Origin of the sequence: Pediococcus acidilactici DSM 20284 (assembly GCF_000146325.1) — a bacterium.
Classification (GTDB): Bacteria; Bacillota; Bacilli; order Lactobacillales; family Lactobacillaceae; genus Pediococcus; species Pediococcus acidilactici.
Map to the genome: position 1 here is coordinate 1,930,563 of NZ_GL397067.1, position 7,060 is coordinate 1,937,622.

Annotated in this window: 5 protein-coding genes and 1 tRNA gene; all 6 read right to left on the minus strand. The window is 45.8% G+C overall.

Annotated elements, in window-relative coordinates; genetic code table 11:
- Positions 1-4 precede the first annotated feature (4 nt).
- Entirely contained in the window at positions 5-1,342 is a 1,338-nt protein-coding gene (locus tag HMPREF0623_RS09170) for a dihydrolipoyl dehydrogenase family protein (RefSeq protein WP_036671474.1), read from the minus strand.
- A gap of 23 nt (positions 1,343-1,365) precedes the next feature.
- On the minus strand, positions 1,366-2,331 hold the full coding sequence (locus HMPREF0623_RS09175; RefSeq protein WP_002830218.1) for an ABC transporter ATP-binding protein: 966 nt from the start codon (positions 2,329-2,331) through the stop codon (positions 1,366-1,368).
- Entirely contained in the window at positions 2,328-3,860 is a 1,533-nt protein-coding gene (locus HMPREF0623_RS09180; protein WP_004166809.1) for an ABC transporter permease/substrate-binding protein, read from the minus strand. Before HMPREF0623_RS09180 ends, HMPREF0623_RS09175 begins: the two co-directional genes overlap by 4 nt.
- Positions 3,861-3,951: 91 nt before the next feature.
- Positions 3,952-5,187 (minus strand): cytosine deaminase, encoded by a 1,236-nt coding sequence (gene codA, locus HMPREF0623_RS09185; RefSeq protein WP_004166810.1) that lies wholly within the window; start codon positions 5,185-5,187, stop codon positions 3,952-3,954.
- Positions 5,177-6,541, minus strand: coding sequence for a cytosine permease (locus HMPREF0623_RS09190; protein WP_002830224.1), 1,365 nt, complete (start codon positions 6,539-6,541; stop codon positions 5,177-5,179). The genes codA and HMPREF0623_RS09190 overlap by 11 nt, the downstream gene beginning before the upstream one ends.
- A 165-nt stretch (positions 6,542-6,706) precedes the next feature.
- A tRNA-Thr gene (locus HMPREF0623_RS09195) sits at positions 6,707-6,780 on the minus strand.
- Positions 6,781-7,060: the final 280 nt, after the last annotated feature.

Consider the following 7,060-nt stretch of genomic DNA (forward strand, 5'->3'; position numbering starts at 1 on the left):
TTAACTACCGCAAGTACTCTAAGTCACTAGCTTCAGTGGGGTACGCGAAAATTTGCCGTTGTAACTCGCTAAGACTACCGCCATGGTTGATCAGCCACGTAAGGTCGTTAATCACGTGTTCCGCCTCACTACTCATGGTGACCACGCCCACTACTTGTTGGGACTGGCGGTCAACCACGACCGTCGCCCGCGCGTCTGGATCTTGGATCCGCCGATAGGTAAACCAATTAGTTAAATCCAAGTCCTTAACTTCATAGCGTTGCGAGTCTTTTTGTGCAGTTGCAACTTCCATCCCGGCCTTTGCTAATTGGGGAACCCCATACACGACGGTCGGAATCACTGGATACGCAATGGCTGCCGAACTTTGGTGGGTCAACAATTGCGCCAAATATTGTGCTTCAAAGCCTGCCACCGGAGTTAATTTCGGTTGCGCTTTAGCCACCACGTCGCCCATTGCATAGATGTTGCTTGCCGTAGTTTTCAAATGGTCATCTACCATGATACCATTTTTCGCGGTCTCTACCCCAGCCTGTTCAAGGTTCAGGGTATCCAGGTTAGGTACTCGGCCGGCAGTAACGAAAACCTGGTCCACTGGCAAACTAAATTGATGATCATCCCGCAAGGTCATCCCCTCCGCGCTTTTTTCGATCGCGGTAACGTCAATGTTTAAGTGGAATTGAACCCCTTGTTTAGTCAGTTGTTCCATAAATTGCTTAACGCTTTTTGCTGGAAACTGCTTTAAGGGCCGATCGTTATGATGAATCACGTGCACTTCCGCTCCGGCTGCGTTCGCGATGGCTGCCAATTCAAAGGCAATGTAGCCGCCCCCTACTAAGGCAATTCGCTTAGGCAGTTCCGGCATTGCCAAAAAGTCTGTACTAGTTTGCATCAATGCTTCATTTTCAATTTTGCTTAGGCGTCCCGGACGTTGGCCAGTGGCAATTACGAATTGGCTGCTTTCCACCCGCTGTTCGCCTACTTTTAGCGTGTGTTGATCCACAAATTCAGCGTGCCCGTCTAAAACCGTGATCCCAGCGTCAACCAATCCCTGACGGCTACTTGAAGAAACTGGTTCCGTGAACGTTTCCTTAAAACGCATTAGGGAAGGCCAGTCGATTTCCGGTTCGTTTTCTAAGCCCTTCCCAACGAGGTGGCGGCTACGTAACTTGGCTTCCACTGCCGCCATTAAAACTTTTTTAGGATCACACCCGCGGTTGGGGCAAGTACCGCCCCAGCGATTTTCTTCCACTACGGCCACGGTTTGACCAGCTTGTTTTAAATCATACGCTAACCCTAAACCCGCAGGCCCTGCACCAATAATAACTACGTCAAATTTTTCCATAATGCTCCCCCTCATTAACTAAATTAATGGACTGTTTCACTCAAATACTTAAACAAAGACGGCCGATCCACCCAGCCGGTAGTCTGCCCGTGTTCATCCACTACCTGTAAAATTGGGTGCTCAGCTAACTGCTGGAACACCTCGTCTAAACTGGCCGTTCTTGGGATGACAGGTAATTTTTCTGTCGTGGACGGCGCCGATACCCCAAAACCTGTGCGCACCACCTTTTCCACTTCGGTTTGGTATAGGTTCTTACCCACAGTGGCTGAAAAGAAATTTTCCACAAATTCGTTGGCGGGATTTTGGGCAATTTCCTTCGGGGTGGCTACTTGCAACAGCTTTCCGTCCTTCATCACCCCAATACGGTCCCCTAATTTCAGGGCTTCGTCCATATCGTGGGTAACAAAAACGATCGTGTTCTTAAATTTCTGGTGCAATTTTAAAACTAAGTCCTGTAACTGCGCTCGCACCAAAGGGTCTAACGCGCTGAAAGGTTCGTCAAACAATACCACCGGTGGCTGCGCAGCCAATGCACGAAGAATTCCGATCCGTTGTTGCTCGCCTCCCGAAAGTTCCCGCGGGTACCGTTTGCGGTAGCGCTCTGGATCTAAATCAACATCTTCTAACAGCTGGGTGACCCGTCGTTTAACCTCTTCTTTATCGACCCGCTTCATTTCTGGAATCAAACTGATGTTTTGCTCCACCGTCATCGTTGGAAATAGGGCAATTTGTTGGAGCACGTACCCAATCTCCAAACGTAAATTACGCAAATCATAATCCTTTATTCTCTGCCCGTTGAATAAAATGTCGCCGGCGGTTTGCACAAACAACTGGTTGATCATTTTTAAAGTGGTCGTCTTCCCGCTTCCAGAAGTTCCGACCAGGACGAAAATTTCGCCCTCCTTGACCGTAAAACTTAGGTCATCAATTACTGTTCGACCACCAAAAATCTTTTTCACGTGCCGAAATTCAATCATTGTCTTACTCATTTACGTTCGGCTCCTTTCAACAAACCCTTGTTGACCAAATAGTCGTGGGCCACCTGTTGGGCGGAACGTTTTTGGACGTTCACTTGATAATTCATCTCTTGCATTTCTGCTTCCGTAATTTTGCCTGCTAAGCGATTTAACGCCCGGACCACTTGCGGATGTTTTTTAGCAAAGCTCTTCTTCATTAACGGCGCACCTTGGTACGGTGGGAAAACGTGTTGGTCATCTTTGAGGACTTGCAACCCGAGCTGCCGAATCTGGCTATCCGTGGAGTAAGCGTCGGCAACGTTAATTTGCCCGTTTTTAATAGCCGAATAGCGCAACGAGGCCTGCATCGACTTGACCGGAAACTCTAAACCGTACGCTTTTTGAATTCCTTTCCACCCGTCCTTGCGGTTAATGAACTCGAGCGTCATCCCCCCGTGTAGCTGGTTTTCAATCCGGCTTAAATCCGAAATGTTTTCTAAGTGATGCTGTTTTGCGAAATCTTTTTTCACCACCAGGGCGTAAGTGTTTTGGTAACGCATCGGTTTCAAATAGTCCATTTGATATTGCTGAGCTAACAATTTACGCCCAGTCGAGTATGTTTGTGCCGCACTTAGACGCTGGGAAGGGGCATCCTTCACTAAAGTTTCTAATACGGTACCGCTAAATTCCGGATAAATGTCAATTTTGTCAGCCTTCAACGCGTTAAATAAAAAGCTCGTTTCCCCAAAGTTTTGCTTTAAGGTCACTTTAGTATGAGGAGCTTCCTCTTCAATTAAATCCTTGTACATATTGATTAAGATGTCCGGCTCCGAACCTAATTTTCCCGCAATCGTAATCGTTTCGGTCGGCGGAGTTAATATTTTAGCAACCGTGGCACCAGAAACCGCCACCACGAGAATTGCCAAACTAATGGTGATTTTTTTAACCGACCACCGTTGTAAAACGTTTAATAACGCACTTAGCCCAATCGCTAATAAGGCAGAGCTGATGGCCCCCACCAAGATTAATGCAGGGTCGTTACGGTTAATTCCTAAAAGGATGAAATTTCCAAGTCCCCCAGCGCCAATTAACGCGGCCAACGTTGCCGTTCCGATAATCAAAACCAGTCCCGTCCGAATTCCCGAAATAATTACCGGCATGGCGGTGGGTAGTTCCACCCGAAATAGCTTTTGTAATGGCCGCATTCCAAAAGCGTCCGCCGCCTCTTCTAACGATGGGTCTATCTCGGTGATCCCCACGTATGTATTTTGAAATATTGGTAACAGGGCGTACACTACCAAGGCAATGATGGCTGGCACGCTGCCAATCCCCACTAATGGAATTAACAATCCCAATAAGGCTAAAGACGGAATCGTTTGCAAAACTCCCGTAATCTGCAACAAAATTTCCGCAATTTTGCGGTGTCGCGTCGCCCAAATTGCTAAAGGCATTGCAATTACAATCGCCAGCACCAACGCAACCAGTGAAATCCCCAAATGTTGGAGTAGGGCTTGCCACAGGTCGCTTTTTTGTTCGGCGAAGGTCTGAACTAAATCTTTCATGCGCTCAACTTCCTTGTTTGTATTTGAATTAAATTATCGCACAAAAAAATTGGCAACCCTAACGAAATGCCCGTTGAGTTGCCAATTAGTTTTAGAAATTAGTTTTAATTTGTGCTGGTTGAGTTTGGACAATCACTTTACCTTGGTGAATGGAGTAAAGCAATTCTTTACGTTCGTTTAATTCGTCATAAAAATTATCCGCGTTAAAAATCAAACAGTTGGCTGGTTTGCCGACCGCGATTCCGTAATGATCCTCAACGTTAAGCGTCTTGGCCCCGTTATTAGTAGTTAGATTGTAAGAATCCATAATTTGTGAATACCCCATCAGCTGTGCCGCGTGAATGCCCATGTGAACTGAATCCAGCATGTTGCCATCGCCCATTGGGTACCACGGATCCTTCACATCGTCTTCACCAAATGAGACGTTGACGTGGTGTTCTAGCAGCTCCTTCACCCGGGTTAATCCGCGCCGCTTCGGGTACGTATCGAATCGACCACCCAGGTGAATGTTGATTAACGGGTTGGAAACCATGTTAATTTCTGACATTTCCAAGAGTCGCATCAACTTGTAGACGTAGGCGTCGTTGTACGACCCCATTGCAGTAGTGTGGCTAGCCGTGACCCGTTTTTTCAGGCCGCTTTCGTAAGCCAAGGTCGCTAACACTTCCAAGTGTCGTGAATTTGGATCGTCAATTTCATCACAGTGGACGTCCACTAATTTATCGTACTTTTCCGCCAGTTCAACGATGTACTTCAAAGAGGCAACTCCATAGTCCCGGTTAAATTCAAAATGCGGAATGCCACCAATTACGTCAACTCCCATCGCGACCGCTTGTTTCAGTAACTGCTTGCCATTAGGAAACGACCAAATTCCTTCTTGTGGAAAGGCAACTAACTGCAATTCCATAAAATCTTTTACTTCGTCCTTAACTTCTAGTAGGGCTTCTAATGCCGTAAAGTTAGGATCGGTAGTATCGACGTGGCTCCGTACGTATTGGATTCCATGTTGCGCTTGCCGTTTCAACGTTTGCAGGGCCCGAGTTTTAACGTCCTTTTTTGTAAGGCTCTTTTTGCGTTCCGCCCAAATCCGAATCCCATCAAACAGGGTGCCCGACTCGTTCCATTCGGGTTCACCCGCCGTCAGTGTTGCATCTAAATGAACGTGTGAATCAACAAACGGCGGCAACAACAGTTTGCCCTGTGCCTCAATCACTTCCTCACTTTCATGAGGGGTTAAATTAGGCGCAATTTCTTGAAAAACTCCTCCTTCAACCCGGACGTCCTTTGGTTCCTTTGCGTTTTCAATATACACACCTTTAATTAGCATTGTGCTTCCCCTTTTCTAGTTGCATAATTCCCCAATATAGACAACCAATCAAAATCATCACCAAAAAGGTTGCTCCCGTATATTTTTGAACAAAACTTACCCTTTGTAAAGCGCTATAAATTAATACACCAAAAATCCACAGTCCAAAGGCCGTCCAGTGAATTCCCTTATGGTACCAATACGGTCCGTGGGGATCACCTAAATCTTTCGCCGCGTAACGTTGTTTGGCAATCAAGAAGTAGTCCACCACCATGATGCTGATAATCGGGCCAAGAACCATGCCAACGTAGTCCAGAAAGGCTGTAAAGGTGGTTAAGAAACTACCGTAGAAAACGGGGATAAACGTGACCACCGTAGCAATTATGGTCGTAATCAGTAACGATTGTTTTAAAGATAATTTGCTAAACATGTTATTTAAGGCCGAGCCCGCAGCCTGAATATTAACCGCGTTTGCCGTCATACTAGTTAGCATAATGACGATCATGGCAATTACGCCTAGCCCCAGCCGGTTAGCAATCGTACTAGGATCCGAGTTGTTAGGGTCGTAAACGCCCGAGCTAACCGCGATACTAATCGTGGCACTTAATCCAATAAACGCAAACCCAAAGACTCCTAAATTGGCACCCAGGAACGGAGCGGTAGTGGCGGTATTTACCTTTTTAGTGAACCGAGTAAAGTCCGCACCGGCCGTAACCCACGCAAGGTTAAACGCTGCTAGCGTATCCATCGCGGTCCCTTGATCCATTTTTAAGTGATGTGGTACCTGCCAGTGGGCAATCTGACTAAAGGAGACATCGTGGAATACCACCACCGATTCCCAAATCACAAAGATAATCACCAAGATAATCCCAATCCGTTCGATAATTTGAATTGAGCGCTGACCAGCAACGATGCTAAGTAAATGGAGAATGCTCATTACCACAATTCCGACAATTAAACCTAAGTTACCACCAGGTTGTCCATAAATGGGCCAGCCCCAAAAACTATGTAAGATATAAGATACGGAGGTGGCCGCAATGAAGGTGTTCACCGCCGTCCAACCCACAAACTGGGTTAAATTTACTAAGGATGGAATGATGCTTCCCCGGATCCCAAACGAAGCCCGCGAAAGTGCCATCGTGGAAACGCCTGTTTTAGTTCCCATATAGCCAACCATCATCAAGAATATGTACGAAATACTGGAGGCAATCAAGAGCGCCTTGATTCCGCCCCAGAAACCACACGCCGCAATAATCCCTCCAATAAACCAGGTCCCGTTATTGGCGTTAGCCCCAATCCAAGTCGCAAACATATCCCAATAGGTCATATGCCGATACTGCTTTTTGATACTTTCAACCCGATATTTCGAATCCATCCATCAATTCCCCCTTGTCGAAATTTGACACATTTTTAAAATTATACTAAATCTCATAAAGACAAGCAAAAGGAATCTTGGTGACGGACCCCAATTTTTAATTCCGGACGTAAAAAAAGGCTTACCCGATAATCAGGTAAGTCCTCATGAAGAAGATAACTATTAAGCCACTAGTCGGGTTTGAACCGACGACCCCTTCCTTACCATGGAAGTGCTCTACCTAGCTGAGCTATAGTGGCAACTTTTACTAGAATAGTATACCATATTTATTCTTGCTGTAAAACGTTTATTCACAACAAATAGCTAAAAATTATCGTAAAAAAAGCGGCTTAGTGATGATTAATTTTTTTGCTAATTAATGAATCCTAACCAGCAGTTAGAAATGACTTAGTTAATCGTAATTGACCCGAGAACAGCAAACTAGCTTTAGTTACTCATCACTGTTTAAAGCTTAGCGAACCGTGGGTTCCTTTTATTGGATAACTTCCGTTACTCCTAGACTTGCAATTTTCTAATTTG

Bases quoted from the DNA above. Each gene is read 5' to 3' on its own strand.
- HMPREF0623_RS09170 (WP_036671474.1), bottom strand. From the start codon at position 1,342: ATGGAAAAATTTGACGTAGTTATTATTGGTGCAGGGCCTGCGGGTTTA.
- HMPREF0623_RS09175 (WP_002830218.1), bottom strand. From the start codon at position 2,331: ATGAGTAAGACAATGATTGAATTTCGGCACGTGAAAAAGATTTTTGGT.
- HMPREF0623_RS09180 (WP_004166809.1), bottom strand. From the start codon at position 3,860: ATGAAAGATTTAGTTCAGACCTTCGCCGAACAAAAAAGCGACCTGTGG.
- codA (WP_004166810.1), bottom strand. From the start codon at position 5,187: ATGCTAATTAAAGGTGTGTATATTGAAAACGCAAAGGAACCAAAGGAC.
- HMPREF0623_RS09190 (WP_002830224.1), bottom strand. From the start codon at position 6,541: ATGGATTCGAAATATCGGGTTGAAAGTATCAAAAAGCAGTATCGGCAT.